This window comes from Methylocaldum gracile, assembly GCF_053646815.1.
Genome location: NZ_CM132196.1, coordinates 4,662,650 through 4,681,158 on the forward strand (window position 1 = coordinate 4,662,650; position 18,509 = coordinate 4,681,158).

Sequence of the window (18,509 nt, forward strand, 5' to 3'; positions counted from 1 at the left end):
GGCTATAATGGAAACCGCACTGGACATGCGGTTTAAGATGTCTATTCGGCAAAATGCCCGAGGCGCCCAACGATGTCAACCAACCCGAACCAGCCGGAAATCGGCCTGGTGCTGCTTGCCGCAGGAGGCTCCCGGCGTCTCGGCAAGCCCAAACAGCTGCTGCACCATCGCGGAGAAAGCCTCCTGCGCCGGGCGGCGAAGTCGGCCCTGGCCTCACGATGCTCGAAAATCGCAGTCATTCTTGGCGCTGACGCCGAGGCATGCGCCCACGAACTCGAAGAGCTTCAGCTGCTGACCGTTATCAATCCGGAATGGGAAGAAGGCATCGGCAGCTCGATCCGGATGGGAGTGACGGCGCTCAACAGCGCGGCGCCGGAGCTGGACGCGGTGCTTCTGGCTTTGTGCGATCAGGCTTTGATCGATTACCGCCATTTGAACGGCCTGGTCGAGGCTTTCTGCACATCCCGCCCGACTGTGGTCGCCTCCCGGTATGGCGATGCCTTCGGCGCACCGGCGGTGTTTCACCGTTCGCTTTTCGGCGATTTGGCTGGTCTTGCGGGCGATGAAGGCGCAAAGAAAATCATCGTGCGGCATCTTCGATCCACCCTATTCGTCGACTTGCCGGAAGCCGGCATTGATGTCGATACGGTCGAGGATTACGCACGCCTGACAGGTTCGCCGAGAAGCGGCTGAACGTTGCGCGCGCCTTGAACAGCGGACGGCGGCGAGTTGGAACGCCGGCGCAATCGGGCCCGAACGACTTCAGGACCTCTCCGGCTTGTAACCGATGTCCACGATCACGCATCGCAGCGGTCCCGTGGGCGCATTGACGATCACTTCGTCGTCGATGGCTTTCTTGAGCAGGGCTCTAGCCATGGGCGAATCGACGCTGATCCAGCCTTTCTGCGGATCGAATTCGTCGGGACCCACGATACGATACGTGGATTCCTCGCCATCGGCGTTCTCGAGTGTGACCCAGGCACCGAAAAAGACGCGCTCCCGGTCCGAGGGCAATTGGGCGACGACTTTAAGCTCCGGCAGCCGTTTCTGCAGGTAGCGGATGCGCCGGTCGATCTCTCTTAGTTCTTTTTTCCGGTAGATGTATTCGGCATTCTCCGACCGGTCACCTTCGGCGGCAGCGGCCGAAAGATGCTTGGTCACATCGGCGCGGCGCTCCCAAAGCCCCTTGAGTTCGGCCCGAAGCTTCTCCGCGCCTTCCGCAGTGATGTAAGGTGAGGATTTGGAGGATGGAGGCCGCCAGCGCGCCATGTCGATATACAGTGACTCTTTTTGTTTTGGCGGAGAAGTATATCAAGGCCGCTCGTCGATCACGTTCCGGATGAATTTTTCCTGTGCCTCGACGCTTTCCGCCAAACGGAACTGGACCAGAGCCCGCTGCAAGTTCTGCCCCGGCTGCTCGACCTTGAAATAGCGGTCGCCTTCCAAGTGGTCGGTCAGGAAACGTAAACCGAGCTCCAAGGGAAGCAGCCGAATCGCGTCGTACAAATAGTAGCGCTCGATGTCCGTCAAAAAAGCCCCGGTTTCGGCGAAATAAGTCCGGAGAATGGCACGGCAGACGTCGAGATCGAACGTCACTTTCGCGGAATCGTCCGCCGCTTCGCCCGATCGATTGCAGCAGGAGCGGAGGCAATCCCCCAAGTCGTAATGAACGAGTCCCGGCTTCACCGTGTCGAGATCGATCAGACTGGCGGCGCGTCCGCTCTGCGCGTCGAACAGCACGTTATTGAGCTTGGGATCGCCGTGGATGACTCTGAGGGGTAGCTTGGCCTCTTCCAGAACGGCAAAAACAGAGCGGCGGGCGTTCACGAAATCCAGGGCGAAACGAAGCTCCGCATTTTCCGAGGCCCCTACGCCATTGGCGACGACTCGATCGAAACGGGCGAGGTACCGGGGTGCGATGTGAAATCCAGGCAAGGTGTCGTGCAGCAAACAGGCATCGAGATCGCTGGTCAAGGCATGGAACCGACCCAGGGCATAACCCACATTTTCCGCCTGGGCGGAATCCTGCAAGGTGTTTTGGCTCCGTGTATCCGGAATGAAGCTGAGGGCGCGCCAAAAGTCGCCCTCATCGTCGACCCAGAAGCTTAAGCCGGCGCGGGTGGGCCGAATTTCGGGAAATCTCAGATCGCGGACGGCGTCGGTGCCGGCTTGACGTTCCGTAATATGGCTCAACAGAACCCGCAGGTTCTCCATGATCAACCGGGGCTCCGGGAAAACCCGACGGTTGATGCGTTGAAGAACGAATCGCCCCCCGCCAGGCGGTTCGGCGACAACCAGAAAAGTATCGTTGATCAGCCCTTCGCCCAAAGGCTCGACGCTCAGATGGCCGTCTTCGTCCACGAAATGGCGAGCAATGCGGTTTCCGATTTCGCTCAAGTCCATGATCGTTCGAACTTCTCCAAATGGCAAACGGTCCATTCCGCGGGCGCCTATGCTCTGCTCTGATCGTTATACACAAATACTCGCGAGACTCGAATCACGCCCTCAGACTCGTCATTCCGGCAGGGATGCCGGAATCTAGGGCCAGGGATGGTAGTTGGCCAGTCACCAAAAACTTCTCACGAACTGGCAGTCAAATTCGTCCACAAATCCCGCCACTCCGGATTACTCTGCTCGATTAAGCCCAGCTTTGCAACGCGGGGCCATCTCTTGATTTGCTTTTCCCGCAAGATGGCGCTTTCCATCTGCTCGTGGAGTTCGTACCAAACCAGATGGTGAACCTCGTATCGCTTCGTAAATCCCTCGATAAATCCATTCCGATGTTGGAAAACCCGTTTGATCAAATCCGAGGTCACTCCAACATAGAGTGTCCCGTTCCGCCGACTGGCGAGAATGTACACACAAGGTTGTTTATCGAGAGAGGTTCACGAGTTCATCGATAAATTTGTGGAGATCGGGGAGCTACCCTCCTTGGCACTGGATTCCGGCATCCCTGCCGGAATGACGGATTCGGAGGCATTATTCGAATCACGCAGACACTTGCGTATAAAGCTGAGAGCTCCGCTTGGGCGCTATGCCCGAGAAGCTCCGGCTTCTCGCAGCCGCATGCGAATCGAGACGCAGGAGCGTCTCGAAATAGGTTCCCAAACGGGAGTTTGGGAACCAGCGTAAAGCGGGATGCGGAAGTAGTAGATCGGGAATCCCTTCTCGACGCATCTGCTGCGACGGTCAGGGTACGGGTTTGCCCGAGGACAACCCCAGGCGTTCGCGGGTTTTTTCCTTCTGTTTCTCGCTCTTGCGGAGCAGCAGATACACCGCGCCGGCGCCGCCGTGCCACTTCTGCGCGCTGTGAAAAGCCATAATCTCGGGAAACATCGGCAGCCAACGCGTCAGATAGCTCTTCAGCAAGGGCTTCTGCTCCTTGTTACCGCGTCCCTTGCCGTGGCTGATCAGAGCCGATCGCACGTCGTGGCGCACGCAGTCACGGATGAATCGATAGACTTCGTGGCGCGCCTGCTCCACCGTCAGACCGTGCAAGTCCAACATGGCTTCGATCATGTAGCCACCCTGCTGCAGCTTGCGAAAGACGCCGTTTTGAATGCCGTCGCGTTTGAAACTGATGATGGCCTCGGGATGAACGAATTCGACGAACGCCGTCGGAAGCTGGTTTTCATCGAAGGCGGTACCGCGCTGGGCCGATTCGCGCCTGTAAAGCTGGCCGGGCGTGGGCGCCTCGCGATGGGTCAGAATGGCTCGGCCGGATTGATCGATGGGCCGCACATCGGCCATTTCTTGCTGAAATAATTTTAGGTCGTCGTCGGTCATATCTTTTACCTCGATCTAATGTCGAGTTCGTGCGACGGGTTTGACGATCGTTGTCATGATCGATGTTCGTTTCGATCCGAACTCGGTCCGCGCCGCCGGGTGAAATCCGCCGACGGGCAGCAGCCGTCGAAAGGCTTACGCTTAGAGCATAACAAACTTTACCGGTAGACACGGAAGATTCCCGATGCTATCGGCTGAAACCAAAGCCGGATTATGTCGACGGAAAACGGGATGATCTATGAACCGCAGTCGCCGAAAGTTTCTCTTACGCTACGGGATTGCCGGCCCGGGCCTGCTCGCCGCCCGCGAACCGTTTCGACAACTCTACGGGAAAGAGGTTTCTCCCATGGAACAGACTCCCCACAGAACCAAGCTTTTTTTGTGCGGCGACGTGATGACCGGACGGGGCATAGACCAGATCCTGCCGCAGCCCAGCGATCCCCAGCTCTACGAGCCCTATGTCAGGAACGCCAAGATTTACGTCAAGCTGGCGGAACGGCTCAATGGCCCCATCTCTCAACCCGCCGATTTCTCCTACGTTTGGGGCGATGCCCTCGCTGAACTCGAGCGTGCCGGACCGGATGTTCGCGTGATCAACCTCGAGACGGCGATCACTGCCAGCGACGAGTACTGGCCCGACAAAGGCATCAACTACCGGATGCATCCGGCCAACACCCCCTGCCTCACCGCTGCCCGGATCGATTGCTGCGTACTGGCCAACAATCATGTGCTCGACTGGGGCTATCAAGGGCTGGCCGACACTTTGGACACCTTGAAACAAGCCTCGCTGAAAACCGCGGGTGCCGGCCGAAACAGCCGGGAAGCGGAAGCCCCGGCGGTTCTGAATCTGGCCGGCAAGGGGCGTGTCCTGGTTTTCGGCTTCGGCTGCGATTCGAGCGGAATCCCGCCCGAATGGGGGGCGACGGACGACAAGCCCGGCGTGAATTGGCTGCCCGACCTGTCGTTGGGAAACGTGCAACGGCTTGCCGATCGAATAAGACGCATCAAACAGGAGCGGGACATCGTCGTGGCATCCATACACTGGGGCGGCAATTGGGGCTACGCGATTCCCGACGAGCAGCGACGTTTCGCGCATGCATTGATCGACGAAGCCGGCGTCGACGTGATCCACGGCCATTCGTCCCACCATCCCAAGGCCGTGGAGGTTTACCGGGACAAGCTCATCCTCTACGGCTGCGGCGATTTCATCAACGATTACGAGGGCATCGAAGGCTACGAATCCTTCCGGGGCGATTTGGCGCTGATGTATTTCCCGACCGTGAATCCCGCCGACGGAACACTGTCGGATCTCGAAATGGTCCCGCTGCACATGAGGCAGTTTCGCTTGAACCGACCTTCCGCGGATGACTTCCGCTGGATTCGGGACCGGCTCGACCGGGAAACCGACAAGTTCGGCGGAGCCGTGGAAACGCTCGATGAGCGGCGTTTGGTCCTGCGCTGGCGCTGATCGAGTAGTTTGAATCCGACTTGTCAATCTCATTGCCGCTAAGGTAACAGGCGTCGGTGCGGCGTCGCGCGCCGCACGAATCGAATCGCGGCAAAAACGTGGCCGACCGCGCGTCGTGGCTTCGCCTAAAATTGTTATGGCCGTTCGGATCGCCCGCTCTTTTCGGAACCTAGGATATTTATATATAGGCCATGTAAGATACGTCGCCGTAAGCGCGCATCGGAAAACAAATAGAAAAAAATGTTATTCAACTCGGTCGAATTCCTGTTTTTCTTTCTACCCGTCCTGCTGTTCGCTTTTTTCCGATTGGGGCGCCACAGTCGGCGACTCGCCGCCCTTTGGCTGACCGCCGGATCCCTGCTCTTCTATGGCTGGTGGAACCCGGCATATCTCGGCCTTCTGCTCGCCTCCATCGTTTTCAACTATCTGGTCGGCTACGCGATCGCACGCGGCAACGACATCGGCTCTATCCGCCGCAAGCGGTTTCTAACACTAGGGATAACGGTGGATCTCGCGTTGCTCGGGTACTACAAGTACGCGAATTTTTTCATCGATAGCGTCAATGCCGTCTTCGGCACTAGCCATGGCATTGCTGAAATCGTCCTACCTCTCGGCATTTCGTTTTTCACCTTCACCCAGATTGCCTTCCTCGTGGATGCCGCTCGAGGCGAAGCCAAGGAATTCGATTTCGTCCACTATAGTTTGTTCGTGACTTATTTCCCGCATCTGATCGCTGGTCCGGTATTGCATCATAAGGAAATGATGCCCCAGTTCGGCCAGGCATCGACGTATCGTTTCAGCCACGAGCACCTGACGGTCGGGCTGACGGTTTTTGCCATGGGCTTGTTCAAGAAAGTCGGCCTGGCCGATGGTGTCGCTCCCTATGTCTCGGCGGTATTCGACGCCGCCGAGAGAGGGGAGGTTCTCGGCCTCTTTCAAGCCTGGGGCGGTACGTTGGCGTACAGCTTACAGCTCTATTTCGATTTCTCGGGTTACTCCGATATGGCGATCGGGCTCTCATATATGATCGGCGTACGTCTGCCGATCAATTTCAATTCGCCCTATAAAGCGGTCAACATCGCCGACTTCTGGCGCCGCTGGCACATGACTCTGTCTCGGTTCCTGCGCGACTATCTCTACATTCCATTGGGCGGCAACAGAAAGGGACCGGTCCGCCGCTATGTCAATCTGATGACCACTATGTTACTGGGCGGACTTTGGCACGGCGCGGGCTGGACATTCGTCTTGTGGGGCGGTCTGCACGGCCTGTATCTGATTATTCATCAAGTTTGGCAGGCGCTCCGCGCTCGCTTGGGCCACGATCCCGCCCGCACCTCGATCGGCGGACGCATCCTGGGCGTGACCCTGACATTCCTGGCCGTTCTGTTGGGCTGGGTTTTCTTTCGTGCGCCGACTGTAGCCGGCGCGCTATCTATTCTGCACAGCATGGCCGGGTTGAACGGCGTCACTCTACCGGACGCCGTTGCGTTGCGCATTGGCCCGGTGGCGGCATGGCTCGGTGAATTGGGAATAGTGTTCACGCCCGGTGGAGGCCACGAGTTCCTCATGAATTTCGTTTGGCTCGCCGTACTCCTGCCAATCGTATTCCTGGCGCCCAATACCCAGCAGATCATGCAGCGTTTCAGGCCATTTTTGGACTATCACTCGAAGGCCGACGGTTCGCGCCTCGCTTGGTCGGCCGAATGGCGATGGGCGCTGGCGATGGCTTTTGTGCTGGCCTCCGGCTTATTGTCGCTGACCCGACCGAGCGAATTTCTTTATTTCCAGTTCTGAAAGTCTCGAACCGTTCATGAAGCGCTACCTCCAGTTTTGGCTGATCTTGACCGGGACGATGTTGTTGGCGGTGGCGGCATGCAACCTCGTGGCGGACCCCTATGGCTTGTTCCGATTGGTGGACGAACCTGGATTCAACCGCATTAAGCCCAGTGCAGGCGCTCATGGAACCATGGCCAAGGCTTACCAGGTCTTGCGTGTGCAGCCACGTGGCTTGATTCTCGGCAATTCGCGCGCGGAAGTCGGCTTCGATCCCGAATACGAGGCTTGGCCGGCGGACTCGCGTCCCGTATTCAATCTGGCTTTGCCGGGCACCGGTACCGAGACCACCATACGCTTTCTGCAACACGTTCTAGCCAATGACAATGCCGGCTCCAAAGTCGTACCCAAGGTAGTCGTTTGGGGTATCGACTTCATGGACTTTCTAATCGACGCCCGTACATCGCGCCGCATCGCCGTGACGAGCAAGGAAGGAAACCGCCTTCTGACCAACCTCGATGGCTCCCCGAATCCCACGCGAGCGCTACAGCAGGCACGTGATTATCTCGAGTCTACGCTTACGCTGGGCGCCTTCATCGACGCGATAGAGACGCTTGGCCACCAAGGAGATCCGTATGCGGTAGATTTGACTCCGCTGGGGTTCAACCCCATGCGCGACTACCTCAAGATTACAGCCGACGAGGGGTACTGGGCGGTATTCAGGCAACGAGATCTGGAGAACGTCAAGGCGTACCTGCGCCGCCCAAAAGACATTTTCGATGCCGACGGACATTCGTCACCTCGGCTGGACGATCTAAGACGGGTCCTTAGCCTGTGCCGACAACACGGCATCGCTCTACATCTGATCATTTACCCTTATCACTCTCATCTGATGGAAATCATCCGTATTACCGGGCATTGGCCGGCTTTCGAAGACTGGAAACGAGCGATTACGCATATCGTCGGGACGGAAGCAGGCAGGCGCGGCGAGCCGCCCGTTTTGCTTTGGGATTTCAGTGGGTTCGATGAACTGACCACGGAAGCCGTCCCCGGCAAGAATGACCGGCAAGCTAGGATGCACTGGTATTGGGAAGCAGGACACTTCAAACGAGAACTGGGCAATCTGATTTTGGATCGCATATTCACGCTCGCGGACGCCGGCGATCAATTCGGCACATTACTCCGGCCGGAAAATGTGGAGGCGCAAATTGCCTTGCTACGGATGCAGGAAGCGGAATACCGCAAAAGCCACCCACGGGATGTGGCGGAACTGGAGAGTATCGCCGAACAGATCAAATCCCGGCGACGAGACCTTAGAAATCATTAATGCTCCGGAAGTCCTCAGCCCTTCGTCGCGCCGGCAGCTAACCGGCGGGGGCGAGGCGGCTGCGGACCCGACGCCGTGTAAAACCAGGATTGAATCCGCCCCGCTCAGGTCCTCACGCCGCCTCCGCGCGGGAGGAACATCACGATGGAGACGCGCCGGTTTCTTGCCCTGCCCTCCGGCGTATCGTTGGCCTCACGCGGCCGGGTGTCGGCCAGGCCGACGGCACGCAAGCGCTCGGGCGAAATGCCGTGTGCGATCAAATAGCGGGTGACGGTGCTGGCCCGAGCTGTCGACAGCTCCCAATTGGACCGGAACTTCGCCGTGGCGATGGGACGGTCGTCGGTATGCCCCTCGACCTCGATCGTGCCGCCTTGAGCACCAAGCACGCTGGCCAGACGGTCCAGCACGCTCGCACCTTCGGGTTTAAGCTCGGCGCTGGCCGGGTCGAACAATATCGCGTCGTTAATCTCCAGGCGAACTTCCCCGCTGGCCGCCGAAATCTCGACCGAACCGCCGAGATCCGCGTCCGAGAACGCTTTGTCGAGGGATGCTGCCGCATTTAGCGCCATGTCGCCGGCTTCGGCTATCCAGCCTTTTTCGGGAGCCGCCGCAACCGGCTTGCTGGAAGGTCCGGCCACGTTTGACGTTTCCTCGGCCTTTTGCGCCGGAGGGGTTGCCTCGACAATCGCATCCTTATATTCGGGCTCGCGTCGGGATAACGCGGATACAGTCCGCGCCGCATCCGGATAAGCGGGGTAAACCTTGATCTCGGCTTCCGCTATAGGGTTCCTATCCTGGGCCGTCCGGATAGGCGGAGACGCTGGGGCCCGGTTCGTCGAAATGGTCTTCGATGCCTTGATGACCGCGGGAGAAACCGGAATCGAAGCCGCAACTTGTGTCGATTGCGTCGCTGTTTCGGGATGGGCGGTTTTCGCCTCCACCGTCAGCGCCTTTTGATAGGCGAACAGGAATACGAAAAACGAAAACAGCAAGGTCATCACGTCGAGATAGCTCAACAGCCAGCCGCTCTGCTCGGACGGCCGTTCGGCCGCCGCCGCTCGCCAAGGATCGGCCGTGGCGTCCCGCCGAGTCTCCGGACGCCGGGACTGGGTCATCGCCGATGCGTGATTCGATGACATTGGGACAACCCGCCGCTACGATTTGGCCACGCTGAGCGGGAGCGAATCAATCGGTTCGCTCGCCTCCGGGTGGTCGAAGAAGGCCTGCCAATAATCCCGGAACATCGCCGCATGACACCGGTCATGCAACATGAGCACCGATTCCATCTGCACGTATGCCCAAGCCAGGTTCTCGTTGGCGCGCCGTTCCAAGCGCGTTGCCAGGGGTTTCAACACCAGATTGGCCAATACCAGCCCGTACACCGTGGTCAGCATGGCGAAGCCCATGGACTCTCCGATCTGCTCCATGCGATTCGCGTCCAAACCGTACATCATCCCGATGAGGCCGAGCAGCGTTCCCAGCATGCCGAAGGCAGGCGCGAAAGCGCCCATGGTCCGGACGATCTGGATTTCGGCCTGATCGCGCTCTCGCTGCGCGCCGATTTTCCACTGGAGCATGCGCGTCAGGTCGGCCTGCGGCGTGCGATTGATCACCAACTCCGCGCCGGTTCGAAGCAGAGATTCCTGCAGCCGCCGGGCCGCCTGCTCGGCCGCGCGGACACTGCCGCGGCGATGCGCTTCCACGAGGTGCAAGAACACTTCCAAGTCTTCGCTGTCCATCGACGCCTTATTTGTTAGCTTGCTCCGCAGCCGGCGCAACAAATCGGTCACGCCGCGAAACGAATGGGCAAGCACCGTGGCGGCGAACGTTCCGACGACTACCAGAAAAAGGCCCGAAAGATTGAAATACCGGCCCGACGGGTCGGCCCACAAGAGAAGAACGAACAGGCCGAACAACCCCGACCCGATCAATACTTTTACGATAACGGCTTTCATGACGCTTCCGCTCGATTTTGGTTGTATCGGAAGCGTTTATGCAGGTTCCGTTCCTATCGGATATTCATTTTTAAATCAATAACATGATGAAATTTTCCGCCATTTCGTCGGATTTTTGACGCGCCAAAGAGGCGCCGGCTTGCCGGAACCGGCAATAGTTGCCGGCGACTTGATGACAGGATCGATTTGCAGCCTTACTCGACATTCGTAGTGAACGAAGCGCCGCCCGTCAAAGTCGAATCGCGTAAGGTGGCCGAAAAATGGAAACAGACGAATCAACCGCTCAAATCATCCCGTTTCCCGACCCGAAACGGTGGCCGGCGATTGCCCGAATTTATATCGATTACCTGACGCTGGGCGATCCCCGCGCGGCGTTTTTCTATCTGGAATACCAGTTGACCGCGATGAGCCTGCGGGAAATTCCGACCGCGCTCAAAAGCGAAATCGAACGCGAGTACAAAAGACGCGGCTTTCGGGGCCCGGTGTATTTCGGCAAGCCGTGGTAAATTCCGGGCTAGTCCTCTCGGGCCAGGCCCTTGATGATGTAACCCCCTGATTTTTCATCGTATTCCAACTTTAACAGCTTCCGCTCCTGGGCTTCTTCCAGCAGTTTTCCGAAGGTGCGGAAACCGTGATAGCTTTCGTTGAAACCGGGTTTTCGCCGTTTCAGCGCCTGCTTGACCATGGACCCCCACACCTTTTCTTCTTCCCCGCGCTCTTCCAGAAGATCCTCGACCGTCTCGAGCACCCAATCGACCGCTTGTTGCTTCTTGTCTTCCTCGGCTTTCTTTTCGCCTTCCGGACCCGGCTGGCGCGCCGTCTTGGCGGGCGCGCGCCTGGCCTTGGGCCTCGGCTTCGCGGCCTCGCGCACCAAATCGTCGTAAAAGATGAATTCGTCGCAATTGGCGATCAGCAAATCGGAGGTGGATTTCTTCACCCCGACGCCGATCACGACCTTGTTGTTCTCCCGCAACTTGCTGACCAGGGGTGAAAAATCGGAGTCGCCGCTGATGATCACGAAGGTGTCGACGTGCGACTTGGTGTAGCACAGGTCTAGCGCATCGACGACCATGCGGATGTCGGCGGAATTCTTGCCCGATTGGCGCACGTGCGGAATTTCGATCAGCTCGAAGGCCGCCTCGTGCATGCCGCCCTTGAATTCCTTGTAGCGGTCCCAGTCGCAATAGGCCTTCTTGACCACGATATTGCCCTTGAGAAGCAGCCGCTCCAGCACTTTCTGGACGTCGAAGGCAGCGTATTTGGCGTCGCGCACGCCGAGGGCTATGTTCTCGAAGTCGCAGAACAAGGCCATGATTTGAGTCTTAGGTGTGTGGGTCATAGATTGGTTTATGTAAATGGCCGGATTCGGGGACCTTGTTCAAAACGTCGGCCCAGCCGAGATTGTCCACGATGCGCCGAAAAGAATCATCCAGGGGCGCTTCCAAACGGAGCCTCTCGCCCGTATCGGGATGAGTGAATGCCAGACCGGTCGCGCACAGCAGCAATCGATGGCAGCCGAAATGACTCCTGAAAAAATTGTTGTGGCGCCCGTCGCCATGGCTGGTATCGCCTACAACCGGGTGAAAAATATGCTTCATGTGGCGCCGGATCTGGTGTTTCCGCCCGGTTTTAGGCGATACCCGCAGCAGCGAGTAGCGGGCCGTCGGGTAACGGCCGACCGCGAAAGGGAGTTCCGCAATCCCTAGCCTGCGGTAGCACGTTACCGCCGGCTGAGCCGGTTTATCCCGTTGCGCATTGGCGTCGGTGATCCGGTCTAGCTGTTCTTCCAGCGCATAATCGATAATGCCGGTTTCGTCCGCATAGCCGCGGACTACGGCGAGATAGGTCTTGTCGACGCCGCCGCCGGAGAATAATTCCGTCATCCGCCGGGCGGTATCCGCATCGAGCGCGAACACCAGTATGCCCGAGGTCGGCTTGTCCAGGCGATGGACCGGATACACCCGGCGGCCGAGCCGGTCGCGAACGATCTGCATGGCGTACCGGGTTTCGTGGCGATCGATCGCGCTCCGGTGGACGAGCAGGCCGGCGGGTTTGTTCACCGCCACGAGAGAGTCGTCTTGATAGAGGATTTCCATGCTTCGGCCGAGTCGCCTTAAAGGCCGCGGTTCACAAAGCGCGACACAAGGTCTGCCAAAGCGCTCAACGCAACGGCTCCGCCGTATAGCGCACCCGGAGACGGTGCGTCCCGCCCGGCTCGATCGTCACCACATCGTCCGCCGCGTTGGCGCTTTCCACGCACACCATGCGGAGATAACCGTCCTCGTCGAAATCGCCCAGCGCCTCGGCCCTCTCGGCCCAAGGATTCCACACCACCGTGGAGCGGCTGCCCCGGTTGGCGATGCGGATGCGGCGATTCAAGCCCGGATCCTCGATCACGCAATCAGCCGTGGATTCGAGATAAATCCGGTCGGTTTCCCCGGAAAAGGTCACGGGGCCCGACTGCTGTTTGCGTCGTCCCTCGTCCGTTTTGTCGATATAGGAACAGCCATCGAGGCCGTGTATCGAGATCCGACGAATGTCGCTGACCTGAAAATATGTGTGCAGAGCCTCGCCGATAGTGATCGGCGCAGGCCCGTCGTTATGCGTCACCAGTTCCATCTCCAGCGCCGTGCCTATGGTCATATAGAGTTCCAGCGGTGTCGAATGCGGCCATAGTGCGTAGGTCTCGTCGCTCCGGATGAGGCGAAAACCCAAGCGATTCGAACCGTCCTCCAGCGCCAGCACTTCGATCACTTCCCACGGCTGGGTGCGCGCGAAACCGTGAGCGGGAAAAGAGGATTCGCCGGGATGCGGCCCGAACCAAGGCCAACAGACCGGCACGCCGCCGCGGATCGATTCGCCCGGCCCGAACTTCGCCTTCGGCGACAGCCAAATGACCAGTTCCTCCTGATGCGGCGCCCAACTCATCAAATGAGCTCCCTGCAAGGCGATGCTCGCCATGGCGAGACCGTTGCTGATCTCCACCACACCCTGCCCGTTCGGACCTTCCTTGAAAACAACCTCGCCGGTGATGCCAAAGCGCTGGTCTAAGACGGAAATATCGTTCGGGTCCATAAATCCTCCTGTCAGGGTTGGGGTTGATTAAAGAGACTTAGCCATTAGACAAGTCGACGAGTTGGTGCGATGGGCGCCGGCTCACCGGGGGCAAACTTTATTGCAAAAGCGTGTCGCTGTTGCAACAGATGTCACATTTTTTCGCGAAGAATGGGGAGATGTAGGATGGGCAAAGGCCGACAAAAGGCTGTGCCTTTCAAGCTAAAATGAGCCTTCCGAATCAACCCACCCCATCGCCGACCCCATGAAAACACCCTTCTGGCGCGAAAAATCACTGGCCGAAATGAGCGAACAGGAATGGGAATCGCTGTGCGACGGATGCGGAAAATGCTGTCTGCACAAGATCGAGGACGAAGACACCGGCGAATTGTTCTTCACCAGCGTGGCGTGCCGGCTGCTCGACATCGGGGCTTGCCGCTGTACTCATTACCAAGAGCGCACGGTCTTGGTTCCGGAATGTCTGGACCTGCGCGCCGGCTTCACGCAATACCATTGGCTTCCGTCCACCTGCGCCTACCGGCTGCTGGCGGAAGGCAAAGACCTGCCTGCTTGGCATCACCTGGTTTGCGGCGACCGCGAAGCCGTGCACGACGCCGGGGTTTCCATACGCCGCTATGCAATACCGGAAGCCGAAGTAGAGTCCGTGGAAGATCACGTGATCGAATGGATGGATTGAAACCGGACTCCTCATCGAATCGTCACCCGTGAAAACGTTCACCCGCTATGAATCCGTCGACGAGGTGCTGCGCTGGCTGGACCGGCAGGTTTCCGCGTTGCCGCCGGAATCGGTCGCGGTGTCCGAAGCCTGCGGGCGCGTTCTCGCCGAAGCGGTGCAGTCGCCCATCGATGTACCTCCGTTCAACCGCGCCGCCATAGACGGTTATGCCGTACGCGGATTCGAAACCATCGGTGCGGGCGCCTACAGCCCGGTGATGCTGAAATTGCACGATACAGCAGTCGCCCTACAACCCGGAACGGCAGCGAGAGTCGTGGCAGGCGCGCCACTGCCGGACGGCGCGGATACGATCGTTCCGTTCCCGCTCGCCGAGGAGGCCGGCGGTTTCGTGAATATCGCGGCGGCGGTTGCGCCGGGCGAACACATCGTCCGCCGAGGCAAGGACATCGCCTGCGGCAGCCCGCTGCTGCCCGAAGGCAGGCTTTTGCGCGCCCAGGATCTGGCCTTGTTGGCCGCCTGCGGATCGGATCGGATAATCGTCGTTCGACGACCCAGGATAAGGCTCGTGACCACCGGCGACGATTTGGCGGTTCCGGAACAGCCTCCCAGTGCTCATCAGCATTTCGAGGCCGGCTCGTCGATGTTGAAAGCGCTCGTGGCGCGGGACGGGGGCGAAATCGCAGCTTGGATGCATGTAACCGACGATGCGATCGGGGAGGCGTTGCGCACGGATGAAATCGACGCGGTGCTGATCGCGGGAAGCAGCGGCGAAGGCTGGAACGACCGTGCCGCCGAAGCGCTGGAAACGGCCGGAGAGCTGGCCTGGCACGGCATCGCCCTGGAGCCGGGGCGCTCGACCGGCATCGGACGGATCGGAAACACCTTGGTGCTTCTTCTGCCGGGAGAACCGGTAGCCAGCTTCTGCGCCTATGATCTTTTCGCGGGCCGCGCCATACGGCGCCTGGGCGGCCGAAGCACGGCCTGGCCTTATCCGGCACGGCGGGTCGTCTTGACCAAGAAAATCAGCTCGGAACTCGGCAGCACCGACTATTGCCGGGTACGGCTGACGCCGAACGGCGCCGAACCCGTCGCCGTGGGCGGCAATACCCGCCTCTCGGCCCTTGCCGCTGCCGACGGATTTCTGCTGGTGCCCGAAGACTGCGAAGGCTATCCGGCGGGCACCGAAGTGACCGTATACCTTTATGACTCCCTCGATTCGGAACCAAACCATGTCCGATAACGACGACCTGCGGCGCGCGGCCCGCCAGGAGCAATTTCTGGACGTCATCGACCGCACGGAAGCGGCGGCGCGGTTTCATGCCCATCTCCGGCTGGAGCCGTCCAGCCGTGAAACCGTTCCGCTCGCCGATGCCTTGGGCCGGGTGCTGGCGCGCACCGTGAGCGCGCCCGTGGACGTGCCGGCCTTCGATCGCGCCAGCGTGGACGGCTTCGCGGTCCGGTCCGGGGATACTTACGGCGCGAGCGACGAAGTTCCGGCGGCGTTGTCCCTGAACCCGGAGGTGCTCGCGCCCGGCGTCGAACCGTCGATGGCCGTCACGTCCGGGACCGCCACCCCCATCGCGACAGGCGGCATGCTGCCGAGGGGCGCCGATGCGGTGGTGATGATCGAGCACACCGAATTGCTGGAAGATCGCCAGCCGCTCCGCATCGAAATCCGCAAACCCGCCCTGCCCGGCCAGTTCGTCGCTTTCGCCGGCACCGACGTCGCCAAAGGCGAAACCGTGATACGCGCCGGGCAATGGCTCACGTCGCGGGAGCTCGGGGTGTTGGCCGCCATCGGTCTGGACCGGGTGGACGTTTATCTCCGCCCGCGCGTCGCAATCATCTCCACCGGCAACGAAATCGTTCCGCCCGGCGAGCCGCTGCGCCCCGGCAAGGTCTACGACTCCAACGGCACGATACTCGCGGCGGCCGTGCGCGAACTCGGCGGCGAACCGGTGAGCCTCGGCGTGGTGCCGGATGACGAGTCGGCACTCGATAGCGCGTTGAGGCGGGGCTTGGAATGCGACATGGTGCTGCTCTCGGGCGGCACTTCGAAAGGCGCGGGCGACCTGTCCTACCGCGCCGTCAGCGCCTTGAAGAACCCCGGCATCGTGGCGCACGGGGTGGCGCTCAAACCCGGCAAGCCGATTTGCCTGGCCGTGACCGACGGCAAGCCTGTGGTGGTGCTGCCCGGCTTTCCCACCTCGGCGATCTTCAACTTCCACGAGTTCGTCGCTCCGGTATTGAGGCGCCTGGCGGGACTGCCCGCCGCGAGAACACGGTCGGTCGAAGCCACGCTGCCCATGCGGGTTACATCGGAGCGGGGACGCACCGAATACCTTTTGGTCAGCCTGATGCCGACCGACGACGGACTCGCGGCCTACCCAATGGGAAAAGGCTCCGGCGCGGTGACCGCTTTCAGCTTCGCGGACGGGTTCATCGCCATCGACCAGCGCACCGAACAGGTTCCGGCGGGCAGCGCAGTCTCGGTGCAACTGCTCGGCCAGGCGCTGGAACCCGCCGAACTGGTGTTCGTGGGCAGCCAGTGCGCGGGGCTGGATTATCTGTTGACGCTATTGCAGCAGCGGGCCTTAAGCGTCAAAGCCTTCTACGTCGGCAGCATGGGCGGCGCGGCGGCGGCCAAGCGGGGCGAATGCGACATCGCCGGGGTGCATCTCATGGACCCCGCGACCGGCGAATACAACCGCCACCTGCTGACGGCGGAACTCGAACTCGTCCCCGGCTACCGCCGCATGCAGGGCATCGTGTTCCGCAAGGACGACCCGCGGTTTGCCGGAAAACCGCTCGAAGCGGCGCTGGCCGCTGCGCGCGAGGATGCGAGCTGCCTCATGATCAACCGCAATGCCGGCAGCGGAACCCGCATCCTGATCGACCGCTTGCTCGAAGGCGGGCAGCCGCCCGGCTACCCCGTGCAACCCAAGTCGCACAACGCGGTGGCCGCCGCCGTGGCGCAAAGCCGCGCCGACTGGGGCGTCGCCATCGAAACGGTCGCCACCCAATACGGTCTCGGGTTCATACCCGTTCAGGACGAACATTACGATTTTCTGGTGCCGAAAAGCCATTTGGAAAAACCCGGTGTTCGCCGTTTTCGGGAGTTTCTCGGGGATGATCGGGTGAGGCAGGCGCTAGTCGATATGGGCTTTCGTTTATAGCCATAGCCCTTGGGTTACAATCCCTTTGGTTTATGCAGGTACAGTCCTGAATTTCTTACTCCAAGAAACGATTGAGACCCAATCATGGTAAAGGACGAATCGGATACGCAGAACATGATGACGGTTCCGGAAGTCGCGCGTTATCTGCGTCTCAAAGAACGCAAGATTTACGATCTGCTTGCCCAGAAACGCATTCCCTGCACGCGGGTCACGGGCAAGTGGCTGTTCCCGAAGGAGCAGATCGACATCTGGCTCAAGCAGAACAGCGAGTTCCAGGTACAGCCGGGCGCGGAAGTCCGCCCGCTGCCGCAGGTGGTGGTCGGCAGTCACGATCCGCTGCTGGAATGGGCACTGGGAGAGACCGGCTACCCCTTGGCCATGCAGATGAACGGCAGCACCGAGGGTTTGGAGCGGTTCGCCGCCGACGAAGGGGTGCTGTGCGGCATTCACCTGCTCGACCCGGCAAGCGACGAATACAACTTGCCGGCGGTCAAGGAACATCTGAAAGGCGCGGAAATCGTGGTTCTGCACTGGGCCTGGCGGGAGCAGGGACTGGTGCTCCCGGCCGGCAATCCGCTCGGCATCCGTGCCCTCTCCGATTTGGCCCGGACCCGCGCGCGGATCATCGAAAGACAGGAAGGCGCCGGCAGCCGTCTGCTCTTCCGGCACTTGCTCAAGCAGTCGGGGCTTTCGATCGAGAGTTTGAATCTCCTGCCCCAGCCGGCCCGCGGCCACGTCGACATCGGGCTTGCGGTCTGCAGCGGCCAGGCGGACGCCGGCATCGCGGTGCAGTCCGTGGCCCGGCAAATGAAACTGGAATTCCTGCCTCTGGCGCGGGAACGCTTCGACCTCGTCATCCGCCGGCGCGATTATTTCGAGCCGCCGTTCCAAACCCTGCTGAAATTCACCCGCGCCCCGGAATTCGCGGAAAAGGCCCAAAGCCTAGGCGGCTACGATATCGGGGCGCTGGGCGAAGTGCTGTACAACAGCCCGTGAACTGGCGGCTATCGCCCTATCCTGCGTAGCATGTTGCTCGTTTCCCGAGTCGTTCTACGGCTTCGGTCATTCGACAAAAAATCTAGCGAATGTCGGGAAGGGATTCGCGGCCTACAGGGTGCACGGTCGTAGGTCGGCAATCCCTTGCCGACGAAGACGCTCGGTAGGACCGTAACGTCGGGAAAGGATTCCCGACCTACAGGGTGCTCAGTCGTAGGTCGGCAATCCTTTGCCGACGAATCCGTTGGCCGGACGGCGGCGCCGGGAAAGAATTTCC

18 protein-coding genes are annotated in these 18,509 nt (G+C 60.1%); 9 read left to right on the top strand and 9 right to left on the bottom strand.

What is annotated here, in order from left to right; genetic code table 11:
* The first annotated feature begins 72 nt into the window (after positions 1 to 72).
* The gene (locus ACWJJK_RS20730) at positions 73 to 693 is read left to right on the top strand and encodes a nucleotidyltransferase family protein (protein WP_077728581.1); all 621 of its coding nucleotides are present in this window, start codon (positions 73 to 75) and stop codon (positions 691 to 693) included.
* 69 nt (positions 694 to 762) lie between these two features.
* Here ACWJJK_RS20730 and greB read toward each other — a convergent pair whose 3' ends face one another.
* From greB to smrA, 4 genes are all read right to left on the bottom strand, one after another.
* Positions 763 to 1,269, bottom strand: coding sequence for a transcription elongation factor GreB (greB, locus tag ACWJJK_RS20735; protein WP_077728580.1), 507 nt, complete (start codon positions 1,267 to 1,269; stop codon positions 763 to 765).
* 42 nt (positions 1,270 to 1,311) lie between these two features.
* Complete coding sequence (locus tag ACWJJK_RS20740; RefSeq protein WP_077728579.1) at positions 1,312 to 2,403, bottom strand: phosphotransferase enzyme family protein; 1,092 nt, start codon at positions 2,401 to 2,403, stop codon at positions 1,312 to 1,314.
* Between the two features lie 176 nt (positions 2,404 to 2,579).
* Positions 2,580 to 2,861, bottom strand: a complete 282-nt coding sequence (locus ACWJJK_RS20745) for a GIY-YIG nuclease family protein (protein ID WP_086134898.1) — start codon at positions 2,859 to 2,861, stop codon at positions 2,580 to 2,582.
* A gap of 328 nt (positions 2,862 to 3,189) precedes the next feature.
* Positions 3,190 to 3,786: a DNA endonuclease SmrA gene (smrA, locus tag ACWJJK_RS20750; protein WP_156881105.1), complete on the bottom strand. Its 597-nt coding sequence runs from the start codon at positions 3,784 to 3,786 to the stop codon at positions 3,190 to 3,192.
* 238 nt (positions 3,787 to 4,024) lie between these two features.
* Here smrA and ACWJJK_RS20755 point away from each other — a divergent pair, with 238 nt between their 5' ends.
* From ACWJJK_RS20755 to ACWJJK_RS20765, 3 genes are all read left to right on the top strand, one after another.
* A complete protein-coding gene (locus tag ACWJJK_RS20755) occupies positions 4,025 to 5,254 on the top strand; it encodes a CapA family protein (RefSeq protein WP_434131768.1) in 1,230 nt (409 codons plus the stop codon).
* 240 nt (positions 5,255 to 5,494) lie between these two features.
* The gene (locus ACWJJK_RS20760) at positions 5,495 to 7,048 is read left to right on the top strand and encodes an MBOAT family O-acyltransferase (RefSeq protein WP_133718354.1); all 1,554 of its coding nucleotides are present in this window, start codon (positions 5,495 to 5,497) and stop codon (positions 7,046 to 7,048) included.
* A 16-nt stretch (positions 7,049 to 7,064) separates the two neighbouring features.
* Positions 7,065 to 8,354 carry a hypothetical protein gene (locus ACWJJK_RS20765; RefSeq protein WP_156881104.1) on the top strand — a complete coding sequence of 430 codons (1,290 nt, stop codon included), beginning with the start codon at positions 7,065 to 7,067 and terminating at the stop codon, positions 8,352 to 8,354.
* 104 nt (positions 8,355 to 8,458) lie between these two features.
* Here ACWJJK_RS20765 and ACWJJK_RS20770 read toward each other — a convergent pair whose 3' ends face one another.
* The gene (locus ACWJJK_RS20770; RefSeq protein WP_156881103.1) at positions 8,459 to 9,493 is read right to left on the bottom strand and encodes an OmpA family protein; all 1,035 of its coding nucleotides are present in this window, start codon (positions 9,491 to 9,493) and stop codon (positions 8,459 to 8,461) included.
* A gap of 15 nt (positions 9,494 to 9,508) precedes the next feature.
* Positions 9,509 to 10,309, bottom strand: coding sequence for a motility protein A (locus ACWJJK_RS20775; protein ID WP_077728572.1), 801 nt, complete (start codon positions 10,307 to 10,309; stop codon positions 9,509 to 9,511).
* Between the two features lie 260 nt (positions 10,310 to 10,569).
* On the opposite strand from ACWJJK_RS20775, the gene ACWJJK_RS20780 reads away from it, so the two are divergent.
* The gene (locus tag ACWJJK_RS20780) at positions 10,570 to 10,815 is read left to right on the top strand and encodes a hypothetical protein (RefSeq protein WP_077728571.1); all 246 of its coding nucleotides are present in this window, start codon (positions 10,570 to 10,572) and stop codon (positions 10,813 to 10,815) included.
* A gap of 8 nt (positions 10,816 to 10,823) precedes the next feature.
* On the opposite strand, the gene ACWJJK_RS20785 is transcribed toward ACWJJK_RS20780, so the two are convergent.
* The 3 genes from ACWJJK_RS20785 to ACWJJK_RS20795 all read right to left on the bottom strand — a co-directional run bounded on the left by ACWJJK_RS20785 (position 10,824) and on the right by ACWJJK_RS20795 (position 13,384).
* Positions 10,824 to 11,648, bottom strand: a complete 825-nt coding sequence (locus tag ACWJJK_RS20785) for an NYN domain-containing protein (RefSeq protein ID WP_077728570.1) — start codon at positions 11,646 to 11,648, stop codon at positions 10,824 to 10,826.
* A complete protein-coding gene (gene truC, locus ACWJJK_RS20790) occupies positions 11,632 to 12,405 on the bottom strand; it encodes a tRNA pseudouridine(65) synthase TruC (RefSeq protein ID WP_086134902.1) in 774 nt (257 codons plus the stop codon). Before truC ends, ACWJJK_RS20785 begins: the two co-directional genes overlap by 17 nt.
* A gap of 64 nt (positions 12,406 to 12,469) precedes the next feature.
* Positions 12,470 to 13,384: a D-hexose-6-phosphate mutarotase gene (locus ACWJJK_RS20795; protein ID WP_086134903.1), complete on the bottom strand. Its 915-nt coding sequence runs from the start codon at positions 13,382 to 13,384 to the stop codon at positions 12,470 to 12,472.
* Positions 13,385 to 13,628: 244 nt separating this feature from the next.
* Between ACWJJK_RS20795 and ACWJJK_RS20800 the strand changes: the two genes are divergently transcribed.
* The 4 genes from ACWJJK_RS20800 to ACWJJK_RS20815 all read left to right on the top strand — a co-directional run bounded on the left by ACWJJK_RS20800 (position 13,629) and on the right by ACWJJK_RS20815 (position 18,232).
* The gene (locus ACWJJK_RS20800; RefSeq protein WP_077728567.1) at positions 13,629 to 14,060 is read left to right on the top strand and encodes a YcgN family cysteine cluster protein; all 432 of its coding nucleotides are present in this window, start codon (positions 13,629 to 13,631) and stop codon (positions 14,058 to 14,060) included.
* 28 nt (positions 14,061 to 14,088) lie between these two features.
* Entirely contained in the window at positions 14,089 to 15,300 is a 1,212-nt protein-coding gene (locus ACWJJK_RS20805; RefSeq protein WP_156881102.1) for a molybdopterin molybdotransferase MoeA, read from the top strand.
* Positions 15,290 to 17,236, top strand: a complete 1,947-nt coding sequence (locus tag ACWJJK_RS20810) for a molybdopterin biosynthesis protein (protein ID WP_156881101.1) — start codon at positions 15,290 to 15,292, stop codon at positions 17,234 to 17,236. The genes ACWJJK_RS20805 and ACWJJK_RS20810 overlap by 11 nt, the downstream gene beginning before the upstream one ends.
* Positions 17,237 to 17,320: 84 nt before the next feature.
* Positions 17,321 to 18,232, top strand: coding sequence for a helix-turn-helix transcriptional regulator (locus tag ACWJJK_RS20815; RefSeq protein WP_240502391.1), 912 nt, complete (start codon positions 17,321 to 17,323; stop codon positions 18,230 to 18,232).
* The last annotated feature ends 277 nt before the right edge of the window (positions 18,233 to 18,509 follow it).